We start from the raw sequence: 16,602 nt of genomic DNA, 5'->3' as shown, positions 1-16,602 counted from the left end.
GGCGACAGTGCCCGAGCCCAGCAACGCCGCGGGAGCTGCCGGAACCGCGGCGAGCGTCCCGCGCTCCCTCGCCGAGGCGCTGCGCGCCCGCGACGACGTGGCGCTCACCGCGCTGCTGCACGCCCGCCCGGACCTGCTGAACCCGGTGCCGGGCGATGTGACCCAGCTGGCCACCCGGGCCGGTACCCGGGCGTCGGTGGTGCGCGCCCTGGACCGGCTGGACCGGTTCGCCCTCCAGACGGCGGAGGCCCTCGCGGTCGCCCCGGACCCGTGCCCGTACCCGGTGCTGGAGGCGCTGCTGACCGGCGACACCGGAACGGCCTCCGCCGAGGACAACGGTGCCCGCGCCGCCCTCCCCCGGGCCCTGGGTACCCTGCGCGACCAGGCCCTGGTGTGGGGCGACCACGAACGGCTGCGCTTGGTGCGCACCGCCCGGGAACTGCTCGCTCCGGCCGCCGGGAGACCGTCCCCGACCGGGCTGGGCCCGACGGTCGCCGAGGCCACCGCGGGGATGTCCCCGACCCGGGTGCAGGAGATCGTGGCGGCGGCCGGGCTGCCCGCCACCCACGACCCGGTGTCGGCGGTGACCGCGCTGACCGGGCTGTTCACCGACCCGGAACGCATGTCGGCGCTCCTCGACGAGGCGCCCGCGGAGGCGCACCAGGTGCTGGGGCGGCTCGTGTGGGGGCCGCCGTACGGGGAGGTGACCCCGAACCCGACCCCGCCGGTGCGCTGGCTGCGCGACCGGGGACTGCTGCTGCCCTCCTCGGCGCGGACCGTGGTCCTGCCGCGCGAGGTGGCGCTGTACCTGCGGGGCGGGCTCGCGCACCGCGTGACGGAGCCCGTGGCGCCCGCGGTGCCCGCGCACCGCGAGCACCGTCCACAGCTTGTGGACGCGAACGCGGCGGGGCAGGCGCTCGCCGCGCTGTCGACCGTCGAGGAGCTGGTGAAGTCCTGGGAGCACGCCGGTCCGGCGGTGCTGCGGGCCGGCGGGCTGTCCGTACGGGACCTCAAACGGGCGGCGTCGACCCTGGACACCACCGAGACCTCGGCCGCGTTCTGGATCGAACTCGCTTACGCCGCAGGGCTATTGGCGAGCGACGGCGAGGCCGACGAGCGGTACGCGCCGACCCCCGCCTTCGACGACTGGTGCGAACTCCCGCCCGCGGAACGCTGGTCGACGCTCGCGCGGGCCTGGCTGCCCGCCACCCGCACCTCCGCCCTCGTCGGCGAACAGGACGGCAAGGGCCGCACCCTGGCGGCCCTCGGCCCGGACCTCGACCGGTCCGCCGCACCGGAGGTCCGCCGACGGGTCCTCGACCTGCTCGCCGAACTGCCCGAGGGCGGTTCCGCCGATCCGGACACCCTCTTCGCCCGGCTCGCCTGGGAACGCCCGGTGCGCGGTACGAGCGATCTGCGCGCCCGCCTCGCGCACTGGACCCTGACCGAGGCCGAGGTGCTCGGCGTCACCGGCCGCGGCGCGTTGGCCGCCTTCGGCCGGGCCCTGCTGGAACACCGCGACCCGGCGCCGCTGCTCGCCCCGCTGCTGCCCGAGCCGGTCGACCACGTCCTGCTCCAGGCCGACCTGACGGCGGTGGCGCCCGGGCCGCTGCGCCGCGGGATCGGCGACGTCCTGGCCACACTGGCCGACGTGGAGTCCAAGGGCGGGGCGACGGTGTACCGCTTCACCCCGGGCTCGGTGCGCAGGGCCCTGGACTCCGGGCACACCGCCGTCGACCTGCACGCCTTCCTCGCCGAGCACAGCCGCACCCCCGTCCCGCAACCGCTGGCGTACCTGATCGACGACGTGGCGCGGCGGCACGGGCACCTGCGCGTGGGCGCCGCCTCCTCGTACGTGCGCTGCGACGACGACGCCATGCTGGGCGAGATCCTCGCCGACAAGCGCTCCGCCGGACTGGGGCTGCGCCGCCTCGCGCCCACGGTGCTGGCCGCACAGGCCGACCCGACGGTGCTGCTCGACGGGTTGCGGGCGATGGGCTACGCCCCGGCCGCCGAATCCCGTACCGGCGACGTGCTCGTCGCCCGGGCCGACGCGCACCGCAGCCCGGCGCGTTCGGCGCCGGCCCCGGTGCCGGACGGTCCGCCGGTCCCGGACGCGACCCTGCTCGGGGCGGCCGTACGGGCCATCCGCGCGGGCGACCTGGCGGCGACGGCGGTCCGCAAGGAACCCGCGCCGGCCGCGGGCCTCGCCGGCGCCCCGGGCGAACTCCCGCGCACGAGCGCGGCGGAGACCCTGGCGACGGTGCAGGCGGCCGCGCTGACGGGGTCGGCGGTGTGGATCGGGTACGTCAACGCGGAGGGCGCGGCGAGCCAGCGCGTCATCGCCCCGGTGCGGGTGGAGGGCGGCTTCGTCACCGGCTACGACCACACGGCCGACGAGGTGCGCACGTACGCGCTGCACCGGATCACGGGTGTCGCGGAACTGGCCGAGGACCAGGTCTAGAACCCCCCGTTTCGGCGCGACGCCCGCCCGGTCCCCGGTCGTGGAGGACGCCCCGTCGGGCATCCGGTCGGGACTGCGGGCCGGCATGACCGTCCGATCCGTCAACGCCCCCGGGATGGGCCGCCGCCGGTTACCTTCGAGCCTGTGGACGGCAGCGTGGACAGGGGAATCGCCCCGCACGTGCTCGGCGTGGCGCGCACCGATGACCTGCGGCGCTTCGCCCACGGCGTCCTCGACACCCTCGCGGCCGGGACCGGCGAATCCGACTTCCTGGACCTGTACGACGACGGCCGCACCCAGGCGATGGCGGTCGTCGGCTTCGACGAGGACCTGCCGTACGTCATCGTCGACGCCTACACCGACTTCTTCGGCCCCGCCCGGGATCGGATCGACGCCCCGCCGAGCGACGAGGCAACGCACGCCAAGCCGATCGCCACCGCCCACCTGGAGGTGGTCAGCGCCTCCCGGGCCGACCCGCAGGCCCTGGAGTCCGGCGCCCTCGCCCTGCTGGCCGCGCTCGACGGCTGACCGGCACCGGACGTACCCGCCCCTGCCACCCGCGCCCGGTCGGAAGCCCGGCACCCCCGGCACCCTCGCGCCACGTCCCGGCACCCCGGCTGCCGGATCCGTCGGCCCCAGAACCACCCCGCCCGCGGGGCGATGCGGCAGACTGGAGGTTTGGCCGTCCGCGTTCGGGCGGTCGCCACCACCGGAAGGGACCTCTGTGAACGGGCCTCTCATCGTCCAGAGCGACAAGACACTCCTTCTCGAGGTCGACCACGAGCTGGCCGGCGCCGCGCGCCGGGCCATCGCCCCGTTCGCCGAGCTGGAGCGGGCCCCCGAGCACATCCACACCTACCGGATCACCCCGCTCGGTCTGTGGAACGCCCGCGCCGCCGGCCACGACGCCGAGCAGGTCGTGGACGCCCTCGTGGAGTTCTCCCGCTACCCCGTCCCGCACGCCCTGCTCGTCGACGTCGCCGAGACCATGGCCCGCTACGGCCGGCTCACCCTCTCCAAGCACCCCGTGCACGGTCTGGTCCTGACCAGCACCGACCGGCCCGTGCTGGAGGAGATCCTGCGGTCCAAGCGGATCATCCCGCTCGTCGGCGCCCGGCTCGACCCCGACACCGTGGCCGTACACCCCTCCGAGCGCGGGCAGATCAAGCAGACCCTGCTCAAGCTGGGGTGGCCGGCCGAGGACCTCGCCGGGTACGTCGACGGCGAGGCGCACCAGATCGACCTGGTCGAGGACGGCTGGGCGCTGCGCCCGTACCAGCAGCAGGCCGTCGAGGGCTTCTGGCACGGCGGCTCCGGCGTGGTCGTGCTGCCCTGTGGCGCCGGCAAGACGCTGGTCGGCGCGGGTGCCATGGCGATGGCCAAGGCGACCACGCTGATCCTGGTCACGAACACCGTCTCGGCCCGCCAGTGGAAGCACGAGCTGATCAAGCGGACGTCCCTGACGGAGGAGGAGATCGGCGAGTACTCCGGCACCCGCAAGGAGATCCGGCCCGTCACGATCGCCACGTACCAGGTGCTGACGACCAAGCGGAAGGGCGTCTACCCGCACCTGGAGCTCTTCGACTCCCGGGACTGGGGCCTGATCCTGTACGACGAGGTGCACCTGCTGCCCGCGCCGGTCTTCAAGTTCACCGCCGACCTCCAGGCCCGCCGTCGCCTCGGGCTGACGGCGACGCTGGTGCGCGAGGACGGGCGCGAGTCGGACGTGTTCTCGCTGATCGGGCCCAAGCGGTTCGACGCCCCCTGGAAGGAGATCGAGGCGCAGGGCTACATCGCCCCGGCGGACTGCGTCGAGGTGCGCGTCAACCTCACCGACTCCGAGCGGCTCGCCTACGCCACCGCCGAGACGGAGGAGAAGTACCGCTTCTGCGCGACGACGGCGACGAAGCGGAAGGTCACCGAGGCGCTGGTGCGCAAGCACCAGGGCGAGCAGACGCTGGTCATCGGGCAGTACATCGACCAGCTCGACGAACTCGGCGAGCACCTGGACGCGCCCGTCATCAAGGGCGAGACCTCCAACGCGCAACGCGAGAAGCTCTTCAACGCCTTCCGCGAGGGCGAGATCAGCGTCCTCGTCGTCTCCAAGGTCGCGAACTTCTCCATCGACCTGCCCGAGGCCACGGTCGCCATCCAGGTGTCCGGCACCTTCGGCTCCCGGCAGGAGGAGGCACAGCGCCTCGGCCGCGTGCTGCGCCCGAAGGCGGACGGCCACGAGGCGCGCTTCTACTCGGTCGTCGCCCGCGACACGATCGACCAGGACTTCGCCGCACACCGCCAGCGCTTCCTCGCCGAACAGGGCTACGCGTACCGGATCATGGACGCCGACGAGCTCCTGACCAACGACTGAGGGGGGTCGGGGCGGGGCACTACGCTGGAAGTGACCCGCCCGGGCAAGGAGAGACGCATGGCGCACCAGGAGATCTACGAAGTCCTCTTCACGGAGTCGGCGGGCCGCGACCGGGATCGACTGGACCCGCCGCGCCGGGCGTCCTTCGACAAGGCCCTCGACATCCTGGCGCGTGACCCCTACACGGAGTTGTCCCGGCCGATAGGCGCGGGCGAACAGGATCGTGAGATCCGGCTGACGTCACAGATCGTGGCGGAGTACATGGTGTCGCGCGGGCGTCTGCTGCTCGTGGTGCTGCGGGTCTTCGACGACGCGGACATCCTCCTCCCCGAGGGCTGATCTCGGGGAGGGCACCCGCTCCCGCCCCTCGCCCGACACCTCGTCCGGCTCTCCCCCGGTCTCCCCCACGACCGGTACGGCGACCGGTACGGCCGCCGCCGGCCCGGCGTGCTCCGGGCGGTCGTGGGCCCGGGGACGGCCGGCGCGGCGGGCGCGGTGCCCCCGGTGGGCCCGGCGGACCGTTCGCGCGAGGTACGCCAGCAGCGGGACGCACCACACCCACAGGGGCGGCCAGTCCGGCAGCAGGGCCGGGCCGGTCGCGGGCAGGTGCCGGGTCCAGAACTCGGCGGATGCCTGCGGGAACACGACCAGGCCCAGCAGGCCGGTACCGACGAACGCGGCCAGGGCCGTCAGGCCGGTCCGGACACGGCCCGCCAGCAGCAGGTACGCGATGAGGACCGCCGGGGTCAGGGTGATCCCGGCGGCGGTGCCCAGAGCGAATCCCCGGCCCAGCGCGGCACGGGGGCGGCTCAGGTCCCAGACGGCGAGGCAGGCCAGCGCCAGGTTGATCTGACCGGGCAGCGGGGCCTGGAACAGCGGCTCCAGCCACAGCCCGGCGATGGTCGCGGCCAACACCGGACCCGGCCGTGCGCGCAGTCCCGCGAGTCGGCACGACAGCAGGATCAGCAGGGCGAGCAACCCGGCACTGCCGAGGAGGAGCACGGCCCTCAGCACACCGGTCGGCAGCCAGGCGGCCGGCGTGAACAGGATCGCCGCGAACGGCGGATAGGCGGCCGGCGGATGCCACTCGGCGGCGGAGAAACCGCGTGCGAGCGCGTCGGCCATGGGGACGCGCAAGGCGATGCAGAGCACACCCAGCGCGAGCAGCGAGCCCGTCACCAGCACGCCGGCGAGGAACGACGGCAAGCGGTCGGGGGCGGGACTCCGGGTCACGAAGCGTGACCCTAGTGGATCAGCGGCGGGCCGCAGTCGGATCAGGCCACGGCCCCGGTGCGGGCGAGCCGTCGGAACCGGGCCGAGGGGACGGGGTACGCGGACGCGCCGGCGAGGCGCGGCGTCCTCGTCAGCGGCGTATGACGCCCGCGTCGTCGGCGTACTCGCCCAGGACGACGACGCTCATCGCGGTGGCGACGAAGACCTTGGCGGCGCGCAGGAGGCTGCCGACGCCGAGGCGCGGACGGGAATCGGAAGTGGCGGTGGCCCCGCTCGGGAGGCCGCCCCGGATCGGTGTGAAGGTTGCGGTGCTCATGTATCCATGATGCGTTTTCGCCCCGGATGTCACATCGGCCGCGGGACGGAACCACCAGGGCTTCCGTGTCCTCCTCAAGACGCAGAACACCCCCGAGTCCCCCTACCCGAGGTCTGACACCCGGGGGTATGACACCCGGACGGGCGTCCCGCCGCGGGGAACCTCCACCCCCCGAAACCCGTTCGCGCGCCATCCCGACCATGACTAGAATCTCCGCTCTTGCCGCCTCCCGCCGCACCGGGGAGAGCCGCCCGCCGCACGGAAACCGGCGGGCATCTGTCCGTTCCGATCGCCGCAGATGATCAGCAGCTGGAGGCAGTCCCGTGCCCGCGCACGCCCCCGAGCCCGCCACCGTCACCGCCACCGGCGGGGCCCCCGTCGAAACCGACCCCGCGCACCCCCTCGCCCGCGAACAGGCGCACCTCGCCGCCTCCCGCTCCGCGCTCCGCGCGATGCGCGAGGACGTGGAGTCCCTCGACATCCGCGACGTCACCGCGAACTGGGTCAACGCGATCGTCCTCCAGGCCCAGATCGACGACCGCGTCAAGGCCCTCGCCGACCTCGCGCACACCCCGCTCTTCTTCGGCCGCCTCGACTACCTGCACGCGCCGGGCGCCGCACTCGCCGAGGGCGCGGGGGGCGAGCAGTTCTACATCGGCCGTCGGCACGTCCACGACGCCGGCGGCGACCCGATGGTGATCGACTGGCGCGCGCCCGTCTCCCAACCGTTCTACCGGGCCTCCAAGACCGACCCGCAGGACATCGCGCTGCGCCGCCGCTTCGGGTACACCGGCGGCTCGCTGACCGCGTACGAGGACGAGCACCTCTCCGACCCGGCCGAGGCGGCCTCCGTCAGCAGGTTGCTCCAGCAGGAGATCGAGCGACCGCGCGTGGGCCCCATGCGGGACATCGTGGCCACGATCCAGCCCGAGCAGGACGAGATCGTCCGCTCCGGCCTGTCGGGCTCCGTGTGCGTGCAGGGGGGTCCCGGCACCGGGAAGACCGCCGTCGGCCTGCACCGGGTCGCGTACCTCCTGTACGCGCACCGCGACCGGCTCGCCCGCACCGGCACGCTCGTCATCGGCCCGAACCGGTCCTTCCTGCACTACATCGAGCAGGTGCTGCCGGCCCTGGGCGAGCTGGAGGTCAAGCAGGGCACGGTCGACGACCTCGTCTCGCGGGACGGCCTGGAGGTGCGCGGCACCGACAGCGCGGCCACCGCGGTGGTCAAGGGCGACGCCCGGATGGCGTCGGTGCTGCGCAACGCGGTCCACTCCCACGTCAGCCACCCCGAGGAGCCGCTGATGGTGGTCCGCGGCTCGCGCCGGTGGCGGGTGCCGGCGTACGAGCTGACGGAGATCGTCGAGGAGCTCCAGAAGCGGGAGATCCGCTACGGCGCCGCCCGCGAGGCGCTCCCGCAGCGGATCGCGCACACGATCCTCGTACGGATGGAACAGGCGGGTGAGGCCCCGGACGACCGGGTCCAGGACGCGGTGGCCCGGAACCCGACCGTCAAGGCGGCGGTGAAGGCGATCTGGCCGCCGGTCGAGCCCGCGAAACTGGTGCTGCGGCTGCTCTCCGACCCGAGGTTCCTGGCGGAGCACGCCGCCGGGATCCTGTCGGACGACGAGCAGGAACTCCTGCTGTGGTCGAAGCCGTACCGGAGCGCGAAGTCGGCGAAGTGGTCGGCGGCCGACCTGGTCCTGATCGACGAGGCGGCCGACCTGGTGGAGCGCACGCACTCGCTCGGCCACGTCGTGCTCGACGAGGCCCAGGACCTGTCCCCGATGCAGTACCGGGCGGTCGGACGGCGCTGCACGACGGGCTCCGCGACCGTCCTCGGCGACCTCGCGCAGGGCACCACCCCGTGGGCCACGCGCAGTTGGGACGAGGCTCTGACCCACCTGGGCAAGCCGGAGGCGGTGCTGGAGGAGCTGACGGCGGGCTTCCGCGTGCCGCGCGAGGTGATCGCGTACGCCTCGCGGCTGCTGCCGGCGATCTCCCCCGGCCTGGCCCCCGTCTCCTCCGTCCGCGAGACCCCCGGCTCCCTGCTGATCGAGGAGAGCGCCGACCCCGCCGACCTCACGGCCGCGGTCCTCGACGCCTGCCGCGCCTCCTTCGCGCACGAGGGGTCCATCGGCCTGATCGCGGCGGACGCCCGCGTCCCGGAGATCGCGGAGGCCCTGCGGGCGGCGGACATGCCGTACCTGGATCCCGGTGAGGAGACGACGGCGCAGTCCCGTCTGACGCTGGTGCCGGCGTCGCTGGCGAAGGGCCTGGAGTACGACTACGTGGTCCTGGACGAGCCGGGGGCCGTCGTCGCCGGCGAACCGGACGAGCGGACGGGGCTGCGGCGGCTGTACGTGTGCCTGACCCGTGCGGTCTCCGGGCTCCGGGTGATCCACACGACCGGCGCCCTCCCGGAGGCCCTGACCCCCTGACCCCGGGGGTGCGGGTTCGGCGCGCGTACCGGTGACCCGCCCGCCGGTGACCCGCCGGTCCCGCCCGCCCCCGGTCCGGGCCGCCGGCGGTCAGCCCGGCGCCGTCAGCCCAGCGCCGTGCGCCACTGCGCGACCGCCGCCGGGGACACCGGCCGGCCCCACCCGGAGGGACGGGCCGCGCCGCCGATGTGGAAGGCGTCGACGCCCGCCTCGCGGAGCACCGGGAGGTGGGCCAGGGTGAGACCGCCGCCGACCAGGATCCGCGCCCCGTACCCCGGCTCGCCGCCGCGCGCGGCCTCCGCCAGCAGCGTCGGCAGGCCCGCGTCGACGCCCGTCGCGGAGCCCGCGGTGAGGTAGGTGTCCAGGCCCGGCAGATCGGCGAGCGCCTTGCGCAGGTGGTCGCGGTCGGCCGCCCGGTCGATGGCCCGGTGGAAGGTCCACGGGCAGCCGTCCAGCTCCGAGACGACCGCTTCCACAGCGGCGAGGTCGGGGCTGCCGTCCGGGTGCAGGAAGCCGAGGACGAACTCCCGGGCCCCTTCGGCCCGCAGCGCCCGCGCCTGGTCGACGAGGAGGTCGAGCGGTCCGGCCGCGAAGCCGTCCGTGCGGCGGATCATCACGCGCAGCGGGATGTCGACCGCCGCACGGATCGCCGCGAAGGTCTCGCGCGGCGGCGTGAGCCCGTCGGCGGCCATGTCGGTGACCAGCTCCAGTCGGTCCGCCCCACCGGCCTGGGCGGCGGTCGCGTCCTCCACGTCGAGGGCGATCACCTCCAGGAGCGCACGGTTGCTCATTCGATTCCATCCATCCTTCGGAAAACTGCCCGTATGTGACCCGTATGCGACCCGCGGAAAATAGGTCTAGTCCAATATCCAGGGTACGGGCCTCGGCCCGCGCTTCACCAGCACAATCACGCCACCCGCACAATGTGCCCATGACCCCTGACCCGGCGCACGACACCGCGCCGCCCGACACCGCCCCGCTGCGCACCCGCTGGCAGGCCACCGTCACCGCCGCCGGGGCGGCGCCCGACACCGACCCCGCCCCGTACGCGAAGCGCCTCCTCGCGGCCTGGGCGGAACCCCAGCGGCGCTACCACACCACCGCGCACCTGGCCGCCGTCCTCGCGCGGATCGACGTCCTCGCGCCGCACGCGCACGACCTCGCCGCCGTGGAGCTGGCGGCGTGGTTCCACGACGCCGTCTACCGCCCGGACCGCTCCGAGAACGAGGAGCGCAGCGCCGTGCTCGCCGAGCGCGCCCTGCCCGAGCTGGGCATCGACGCCGACCGCACCGCCGAGGTGGCCCGCCTGGTCCGGCTCACCGTCACCCACGACCCGGCCCCCGGGGACGTCGACGGCGAGGTCCTCTGCGACGCCGACCTCGCCGTGCTCGCCGGGGAGCCCGACGCGTACGCCGCGTACGTCGCCGCCGTGCGCGCCGAGTACGGGTTCGTTCCGGACGACGCGTTCCGCGAGGGCCGGGCCGCCGTCCTGGGGCAGCTGCTGGCCCTGCCCCGACTGTTCCGCACCCCGTACGGCGCCGCGCACTGGGAGGCGCCGGCCCGCCGCAACCTGGCCGCCGAACTGGCCACCCTCAGCGAGACGAGCTGACGCGCGAACGCCGGCGGACGTGCGCGTTCCGGGGAATGCGAGAGCGTTCGCGGTGGTTTGTGACTGTCATGCCCGCAGCCTCCACACGATCCCGCATGCCCGTCGCCGTCTACGTCCTCGGCCTGTCCGTCTTCGCCCTCGGGACCAGCGAATTCATGCTCTCCGGGCTCCTGCCACCCATCGCCGAGGACATGGGCGTCAGCATCCCGCAGGCGGGCCTGCTCATATCCGCCTTCGCGATCGGCATGGTCGTCGGGGCACCCCTGCTGGCCGTCGCCACGCTGCGACTGCCGCGCCGCACCACCCTCGTCTCCCTGATCGGCCTCTTCGGCCTCGGGCAGGTCGCGGGCGCGCTGGCCCCCTCGTACGAGCTGCTCTTCGCCTCCCGCGTGGTCTCCGCCCTCGCCTGCGCCGGCTTCTGGGCCGTCGGCGCGGCCGTGGCCATCGCCATGGTCGACAAGGACCAGCGGGCCCGCGCGATGGCCGTCATGATCGGCGGCCTGTCCATCGCCAACGTCCTCGGCGTGCCCGCCGGCGCCTTCCTCGGGGAGCACCTGGGCTGGCGCTCCGCGTTCTGGTCGGTCGGCGCCGCCTCCGCGGTCGCCCTCGTCGGCATCCTGACGCTGATCCCGAGGATTCCGCTGCCCGCCGAGAAGCCGCGGATCAAGAGCGAGCTGCGGATCTACCGGGACCGCCAGGTGTGGCTGTCCATCGGCATGACCGCCCTCGCCGCAGGCGGCGTCTTCTGCGCGTTCAGCTACCTGTCGCCGCTGCTCACGGACGTGGCCGGACTGGACTCCGGGTGGGTGCCGTGGATCCTGGGCCTCTTCGGGGCGGGCGCGCTGGTCGGCACCACCATCGGCGGGCGGGTCGCCGACGCGCACCTGTTCGGCGTGCTGATCTGGGGCATCACCGCCTCGACGGTCTTCCTCACGGCCCTGGCCCTGCTGGCCTCCGTGCAGGTGGCGGCGATCGGGCTGTCGTTCCTGCTCGGCGTCTCGGCGTTCTTCACGGCCCCGGCCCTGAACGCCCGCATGTTCAACATCGCGGGAGCCGCACCCACCCTGGCGGGCGCCACCACGACCGCCGCGTTCAACCTCGGCAACACCGGGGGCCCCTGGCTCGGCGGTACCGTCATCGACGCCGGAATGGGCTTCTCCGCCACGGCCTGGGCGGGCGCGGCGATGACGGTCACCGCGATCGGCCTGGCCGTGGCCGCGCTGCGGCTGGACCGGCGGGACGGCGGGGGCAGGACGGTCCGCGCGTCCCGGATCGTCGCGTCCGCCGGCAGTGCCGCGGAACCGCAGCCGGCCCGGACCCACTGAGCGCGTCACCGACACTGAGCGCGTCACCGACAGCGAGACGGCCTCCGCCCACGAGGGGCGGAGGCCGTCTCACGCTCTTCCGCCCGGCTTCCATCCGGCCGGGCGGACCGGACCTAGAACAGCAGGTTGTACGTCTGCCAGCCGGTACCGATCTTCACGCGCGAGGCGTACGGCTTCGCCGCGACGCCGGTGCCCGCGTAGGACCAGAGCCCACCCGCGGCGTCCCGCGCGACCAGGTCGGCCTTGCCGTCCGAGTTCAGGTCACCCGGGGCCAGCACGGTGTTGTAGATCTGCCAGCCGGTGCCGATCTCGGCCCGGGGGCCGAAGGGCGTCGCGCCGACACCCGTGCCCGGGTACAGCCACAGCTTGCCCGCCGTGTCCCGGGCCAGCAGGTCGGGCCTGCCGTCGCCGGTCGCGTCGGCTCCGCCGACCAGCGAGGTGAAGATGTTCCAGCCCGCGCCCATCTTCACCCGGTTGCCGAACGGCGCCGCGGTGTTCCCCGTGCCCGGGTACAGCCACATCGTGCCCGCGGTGTCCCGCGCCAGCAGGTCCGCGTTCTTGTCGCCGGTCAGGTCCGAGGCGCCCGTCAGCGAGTTGAAGGCGTTCCAGCCCGCGCCGAGCTTCAGCCGGTCCTTGAAGATGCCGCCGTCACCGGACATCCGGTAGAACCACAGCACGCCGGCCTTGTCCCGGGCCACCGCGCCCGGACCGGTGCTCTGCACGGTCAGCGGACCCAGCCGGGTGATCGCCGAGTACCGGTTCCAGTCCGGGGCGCCGCCGACCAGCGAGGACGAGTCGAAGGGCTGCGCGCCCCTGCCCGTGCCGCGGTAGTCGTACAGATCGCCGTCCGCGCTGCGGCCCACGACCCGGAAGCGCTCGGACACCGGGATCGAGCTGCCGATCGTGAAGTCCGCCGCCTTCTCCGGGTTGCCCGTGCCGAAGGTGTACACCTCGTAGACGGCTGTGTTGCGCAGCCGCCACGCCGGCGCGCCGGCCGCGGCCTTCAGCCCGTAGGTGACCGTGTAGTCGCCGGGCTTGGTGATGTCGCAGCGGATCTCGTTGCCCCAGCCGGGCTCGCCGAGCGAGTGGTCGCATGCCGCGCCCGCCGCGCCGCCCGCGGTGACCCCGTCGACGCTGACCTTCAGCTCACCCTGGTCCCAGTGCCGGAAGCCCGGGGCCTCGGTCAGGCTCATCTGGAGGCGACCCTTGTCGACCGCGTGCAGCTTCACGGTGTGCTGCACCGTGCCGCCCGCCGGCAGCTGCGGGGTCGTCGGCGTCATGGTGTTCTGCGCGACCTGCGCCTTGGTCTTCGCCGTGATCGTCGCGTGCGCCCGGCGGGGACCGATGGGCTTCGAGCCGGCGGTCTGCGCCTCCTTGATGCCCGCGTCGATGCTCGCGCCGCGCGGCACGTAGACGAGGCCGTAGTAGGCGGTCGTGCCGTTCGCCGCGGTGCTCGCCGCCGAGACCTCGGGGGCCGAGCTGTTCCAGCTCTTCAGGTCGCACAGGTAGACACCGGCGATCCCGGCCTTCGCCTTGCAGGCGTCCGTCGGGTCGACCTTCAGCCCGGCCGGCACCCCGCCGCCGGACCAGCCGGCGTCCGTGAGCGGCTTCTTGCTCAGCGCGTACACGTACGTGCCGTCGGGCTCACCGGAGTTCTGTCCGCCGGTGGCCGGCGGGGACAGCCAGACCCGGCCCTCGCCCGGCATGAGGACCTTGTCCCCGATGTCGTAGAACTCGAACGTCGGATCCCCGGCCGCCACGGCCGTCCCCGCCCCCACGACGCCACCGGTGACGAGCAGCGTCGCCGCGATCCCGGCGCCCAAAAATCTTCGCAAAGTTCCCCCCAAGAGATTGGCTGATCGGCCGGACGCTAACACGCCGCGCCGACAGCCGGTCCGCCCGGGTTCCCGGAAGTCCGCGAAGGCTCCACGCCCAGGCCGGCGGCGCCTCCACGCCCTGCCCGCGTTGTCCTGGGATGGTCTCGATGTCCCCTCGGGACGGCAGAAAACACACCCCTGCCTCCGGGCCACTTCCGCGTCACGACCGGGGGGCGGCGCGCCGGGGACGATCTACGCCGGGCGCCCCTTCGGGCGGCGCAGGCCCGCCGATGTCAGCCGGCGGACGAGTTCCTTGCTGCCGATCTCCACCGCGCCCGCCCCGACCGCGTCCGCGTACCGGTACGAGGGCACGTCGTAGTGGTCCCGCTCGAAGGCCCTGGGCGGGCAGCCGATCGTCGCGGCGAAGGCGTGGAGTTCCTCGTACGAGACGTCGCTGACCAGGTGCGACCACATCCGGCCGTGCCCCGGCCAGGTCGGCGGATCGATGTACACCGTCACCGGCGGCTCACCGCCGGCCGAAGACGGGGGCGAGCCCGCCGACGGCCGCCACCCGGACGCCCGCCTCGGAGCACACCCAGTGCGGGTCGGGCCCGAGTTCCGGTTCGACGTCCAGCGCGTGCGGCTCGCCGTGCGCACAGACGGGACACAGGGGCCAGCGGCCGTACTTCTCCAACAGCGCGTCCTGGACGTCCTGGGCGACGAGCCCCGCGAGGAAGTCGACGCCCTCGGGCCACTGCTCCACCCACCAGCGCCGGTGCGTGACGGCGTCCTCCACCAGGGAGACGACATCGGCCTCGGCGACGTCGCCCGCGACGAGATCGGTCAGTACGAGGGCACGGGCGGCGTGCAGCGCCTGCTCCAGGGGGGTCGCGTGGTCCATGCGCCCATTGTGAACCCGCGACGGCCCCGGAACGAAGGCCCCCGGACGAAGAGGACGGAAGGGCCCCGGCCCCGGATCCCGGAAGTCCCGCGGAACCGGGGCCTCATGGCGTCTTGACCCGCCCCCTGTCTGAAAATAGATTTCAGGTGTGAGCGAGAACGTGAAAGAAACTTCCATCACCGGAGCCCGCGCCGACACCGGTACGACCACGGGCACCGGCACGCCCAAGGGCACCGGCACGCCCGCCGGCACGCCCACCCCGCCCCTCCCGGTCGAGGCCCCCGCCCCGGCCGCCCTCCGCGCCCGCGTCCGCAGCCTCGGACCGCACATGACCCGCTCCATGCAGGCCGTCGCCGAGGCCGTCGCCGCCGACCCCGCCGGCTGCGCCAGGCTCACCGTCTCCGCCCTCGCCGCACACACCGGCACCAGCGAGGCCACCGTCGTACGCACCGCCCGCCTCCTCGGCTACCCCGGCTACCGCGACCTGCGCCTGGCCCTCGCCGCGCTCGCCGCGCAGCAGGAGTCCGGCGCGGCCCCCGCCGTCACCGTGGACATAGCGGTCGACGACCCGATCGCCGACGTCGTCGCGAAACTCGCGCACGAGGAGGCGCAGACCCTCGCCGACACCGCCGCCGGCCTGGACCTCGGACAGCTCGCCGCGGCCGTCGCCGCGCTCGCGACGGCCCGCCGCATCGACGTGTACGGCGTCGGCGCGTCCTCCCTCGTCGGGCAGGACCTGGCACAGAAACTGCTGCGCATCGGCCTCATCGCGCACGCCCACACCGACCCCCACCTCGCCGTGACCAACGCCGTCCTGCTGCGCCCCGGCGACGTCGCCGTCGCCATCACCCACTCCGGCACCACCGGTGACGTGATCGAGCCGCTGCGCCGGGCCTTCGAACGCGGCGCGACGACCATCGCCGTCACCGGCCTCCCCGGCGCACCCGTCGCGCACTACGCCGACCACGTGCTCACCACCTCCGCCGCCCGCGAGAGCCGACTGCGCCCGGCGGCCATGTCCAGCCGCACCAGTCAGCTGCTCGTCGTGGACTGCCTGTTCGTCGGGGTCGCGCAGCAGACGTACGAGACCGCCGCGCCCGCCCTGGCCGCCTCCTACGAAGCGCTCGCGCCCCGACACTCCGCCACCGCCCCCACCAGTAGGCGCACCACCCGCTAGGAGCCGCCCGCCCATGACCGCGTACGCCGAACTCCGCGCCCAGCTCGACGCCCTGACCACCGAGGCCTTCCGCCCCGAACTGGCCGAGATCGACCGGCTGTCCACCCTTGAGATCGCCCGCGTGATGAACGCCGAGGACGCCGGCGTCCCGGCCGCCGTCGCCGGCCGGCTGGAGCGGATCGCCGCGGCCGTCGACGACATCGCCCCCCGGATGGCCCGCGGCGGCCGGCTGATCTACGCGGGCGCCGGCACCGCCGGCCGGCTGGGCGTCCTCGACGCCAGCGAGTGCCCGCCCACCTTCAACACGGACCCGTCGCAGGTCATCGGCCTGATCGCGGGCGGCCCGACCGCGATGGTCAAGGCCGTCGAGGGCGCCGAGGACTCCAAGGAGCTGGCCGCCGAGGACCTGACCGCCCTCGCGCTGAGCGCCGACGACACCGTCGTCGGCATCTCCGCCTCCGGCCGCACCCCGTACGCCGTCGGCGCGGTCGAGTTCGCCCGCGCACGCGGCGCCCTCACCGTCGGACTGTCCTGCAACGCCGGCTCCGCCCTCGCCGCCGCCGCCGAGCACGGCATCGAGGTGGTCGTGGGACCCGAGCTGCTCACCGGCTCCACCCGCCTCAAGGCGGGCACCGCGCAGAAACTCGTACTGAACCTCCTCTCGACCGTGACGATGATCCGTCTCGGGAAGACGTACGGGAACCTGATGGTCGACGTGCGCGCCTCGAACGAGAAGCTGCGCGCCCGCTCCCGCCGCATCGTCGCCCTGGCCACCGGCGCGTCCGACGCGGAGATCGAGGCCGCGCTGACCGCCACCGACGGCGAGGTCAAGAACGCCGTCCTCGTCATCCTCGGCGGGGTCGACGGCCCCACTGCGGCCGAACTCCTCACCGCCTCCCAGGGCCACCTCCGGGCCGCCCTCACCCAGATCCGCTGACCCCCGGCAGCAAG

15 protein-coding genes are annotated in these 16,602 nt (G+C 74.1%); 9 read left to right on the top strand and 6 right to left on the bottom strand.

What is annotated here, in order from left to right:
- Nucleotides 1–7: 7 nt before the first annotated feature.
- From ACQEVM_RS03325 to ACQEVM_RS03310, 4 genes are all read left to right on the top strand, one after another.
- Nucleotides 8–2,464: a helicase C-terminal domain-containing protein gene (locus ACQEVM_RS03325; protein ID WP_433074606.1), complete on the top strand. Its 2,457-nt coding sequence runs from the start codon at nucleotides 8–10 to the stop codon at nucleotides 2,462–2,464.
- 156 nt (nucleotides 2,465–2,620) lie between these two features.
- Nucleotides 2,621–2,992: a hypothetical protein gene (locus ACQEVM_RS03320; protein ID WP_433074603.1), complete on the top strand. Its 372-nt coding sequence runs from the start codon at nucleotides 2,621–2,623 to the stop codon at nucleotides 2,990–2,992.
- A 196-nt stretch (nucleotides 2,993–3,188) separates the two neighbouring features.
- The gene (locus ACQEVM_RS03315; protein ID WP_053681094.1) at nucleotides 3,189–4,832 is read left to right on the top strand and encodes a DNA repair helicase XPB; all 1,644 of its coding nucleotides are present in this window, start codon (nucleotides 3,189–3,191) and stop codon (nucleotides 4,830–4,832) included.
- A gap of 57 nt (nucleotides 4,833–4,889) precedes the next feature.
- Nucleotides 4,890–5,171, top strand: a complete 282-nt coding sequence (locus ACQEVM_RS03310) for a type II toxin-antitoxin system RelE family toxin (protein ID WP_053681095.1) — start codon at nucleotides 4,890–4,892, stop codon at nucleotides 5,169–5,171.
- Here ACQEVM_RS03310 and ACQEVM_RS03305 read toward each other — a convergent pair.
- Nucleotides 5,073–6,065: a glycosyltransferase family 87 protein gene (locus tag ACQEVM_RS03305; RefSeq protein ID WP_433074598.1), complete on the bottom strand. Its 993-nt coding sequence runs from the start codon at nucleotides 6,063–6,065 to the stop codon at nucleotides 5,073–5,075. The genes ACQEVM_RS03310 and ACQEVM_RS03305 overlap by 99 nt on opposite strands.
- 130 nt (nucleotides 6,066–6,195) lie before the next feature.
- Entirely contained in the window at nucleotides 6,196–6,381 is a 186-nt protein-coding gene (locus ACQEVM_RS03300) for a hypothetical protein (protein WP_433074595.1), read from the bottom strand.
- Nucleotides 6,382–6,704: 323 nt separating this feature from the next.
- Here ACQEVM_RS03300 and ACQEVM_RS03295 point away from each other — a divergent pair, with 323 nt between their 5' ends.
- On the top strand, nucleotides 6,705–8,822 hold the full coding sequence (locus ACQEVM_RS03295) for a HelD family protein (protein ID WP_433074592.1): 2,118 nt from the start codon (nucleotides 6,705–6,707) through the stop codon (nucleotides 8,820–8,822).
- A 104-nt stretch (nucleotides 8,823–8,926) separates the two neighbouring features.
- On the opposite strand, the gene ACQEVM_RS03290 is transcribed toward ACQEVM_RS03295, so the two are convergent.
- Entirely contained in the window at nucleotides 8,927–9,613 is a 687-nt protein-coding gene (locus ACQEVM_RS03290; RefSeq protein WP_433074589.1) for a copper homeostasis protein CutC, read from the bottom strand.
- A gap of 140 nt (nucleotides 9,614–9,753) precedes the next feature.
- Between ACQEVM_RS03290 and ACQEVM_RS03285 the strand changes: the two genes are divergently transcribed.
- Both ACQEVM_RS03285 and ACQEVM_RS03280 read left to right on the top strand, forming a co-directional pair.
- Nucleotides 9,754–10,431 (top strand): HD domain-containing protein, encoded by a 678-nt coding sequence (locus ACQEVM_RS03285; protein WP_433074586.1) that lies wholly within the window; start codon nucleotides 9,754–9,756, stop codon nucleotides 10,429–10,431.
- A gap of 95 nt (nucleotides 10,432–10,526) precedes the next feature.
- Complete coding sequence (locus ACQEVM_RS03280; protein ID WP_433074583.1) at nucleotides 10,527–11,756, top strand: Cmx/CmrA family chloramphenicol efflux MFS transporter; 1,230 nt, start codon at nucleotides 10,527–10,529, stop codon at nucleotides 11,754–11,756.
- A gap of 113 nt (nucleotides 11,757–11,869) precedes the next feature.
- Here ACQEVM_RS03280 and ACQEVM_RS03275 read toward each other — a convergent pair whose 3' ends face one another.
- From ACQEVM_RS03275 to ACQEVM_RS03265, 3 genes are all read right to left on the bottom strand, one after another.
- Nucleotides 11,870–13,591, bottom strand: a complete 1,722-nt coding sequence (locus ACQEVM_RS03275; protein WP_433074580.1) for an FG-GAP repeat domain-containing protein — start codon at nucleotides 13,589–13,591, stop codon at nucleotides 11,870–11,872.
- A 234-nt stretch (nucleotides 13,592–13,825) separates the two neighbouring features.
- Nucleotides 13,826–14,092, bottom strand: a complete 267-nt coding sequence (locus tag ACQEVM_RS03270; protein ID WP_351381381.1) for a DUF4031 domain-containing protein — start codon at nucleotides 14,090–14,092, stop codon at nucleotides 13,826–13,828.
- A 7-nt stretch (nucleotides 14,093–14,099) separates the two neighbouring features.
- Nucleotides 14,100–14,474 (bottom strand): hypothetical protein, encoded by a 375-nt coding sequence (locus tag ACQEVM_RS03265; protein ID WP_351750254.1) that lies wholly within the window; start codon nucleotides 14,472–14,474, stop codon nucleotides 14,100–14,102.
- A 160-nt stretch (nucleotides 14,475–14,634) separates the two neighbouring features.
- Here ACQEVM_RS03265 and ACQEVM_RS03260 point away from each other — a divergent pair, with 160 nt between their 5' ends.
- Both ACQEVM_RS03260 and murQ read left to right on the top strand, forming a co-directional pair.
- Entirely contained in the window at nucleotides 14,635–15,651 is a 1,017-nt protein-coding gene (locus ACQEVM_RS03260) for a MurR/RpiR family transcriptional regulator (RefSeq protein WP_433074576.1), read from the top strand.
- A 13-nt stretch (nucleotides 15,652–15,664) separates the two neighbouring features.
- Nucleotides 15,665–16,588, top strand: a complete 924-nt coding sequence (murQ, locus tag ACQEVM_RS03255) for an N-acetylmuramic acid 6-phosphate etherase (RefSeq protein WP_433074573.1) — start codon at nucleotides 15,665–15,667, stop codon at nucleotides 16,586–16,588.
- Nucleotides 16,589–16,602 lie beyond the last annotated feature (14 nt).

The sequence above is a fragment of the Streptomyces sp. CA-243310 genome, from assembly GCF_050936775.1.
Classification (GTDB): Bacteria; Actinomycetota; Actinomycetes; order Streptomycetales; family Streptomycetaceae; genus Streptomyces.
Note: the sequence above shows the minus strand (reverse complement) of the source record. Positions and strands in the feature narration are given on the sequence as shown.